1 protein-coding gene is annotated in these 660 nt (G+C 48.3%); it reads left to right on the forward strand.

All coding sequences use genetic code 11. The features are described from left to right. The coding region (locus R8N47_RS25750; protein ID WP_318186170.1) for an IS5 family transposase at nucleotides 1-660 on the forward strand (660 nt) is incomplete at both ends.

Genomic DNA, 660 nt, shown 5'->3' on the forward strand with positions numbered 1-660 from the left:
AGCCATTACTACTGCACTGATGGTGAAACGCATATTCTCTATGCCGTTGAGAGCACTGCAAGGATTTCTAGACTCGGTATTTAAGCTGGCTAACATCCCGCTAGTTTGTCCCCACTACACCTGTATAAGCCGTCGAGCTAAGGAAGTTGAGGTTTCATTTAAAACTAAAACCAGAGGTGCGATACAACACCTAGCCATTGATGCCACTGGCCTCAAGGTTTATGGCGAAGGCGAATGGAAGGTCAAGAAGCATGGTACTGACGGGAAGCGTAGGGTTTGGCGTAAGCTGCATATCGCAGTAGATACTAGCACCCACGAAATAGTCGCAGCAGAGCTGAGCTTATCTAACGTAACCGATGCCGAAGTACTTCCCAACTTGCTTAAGCAGACACGTCGGAAAATCATCGAGATATCAGGCGATGGCGCTTATGACACAAGGAATTGCCATAATGCCATACGGGTCAAGCGAGCGGTTCCGCTTATCCCACCACGAGAAGGGGCAGCTTTCTGGGAGCAAGGACACCCTCGCAATTTAGCAGTAGGTTGTCAGAAGCTCTACGGCTCCAACAAGAAATGGAAAAAGCGGTATGGCTATCATAAGCGCTCGCTATCAGAGACCGCAATGTATCGGGTGAAACAGTTGTTAGGTGGAAAATTAAG

The organism is Vibrio sp. 2132-1 (assembly GCF_033344315.1).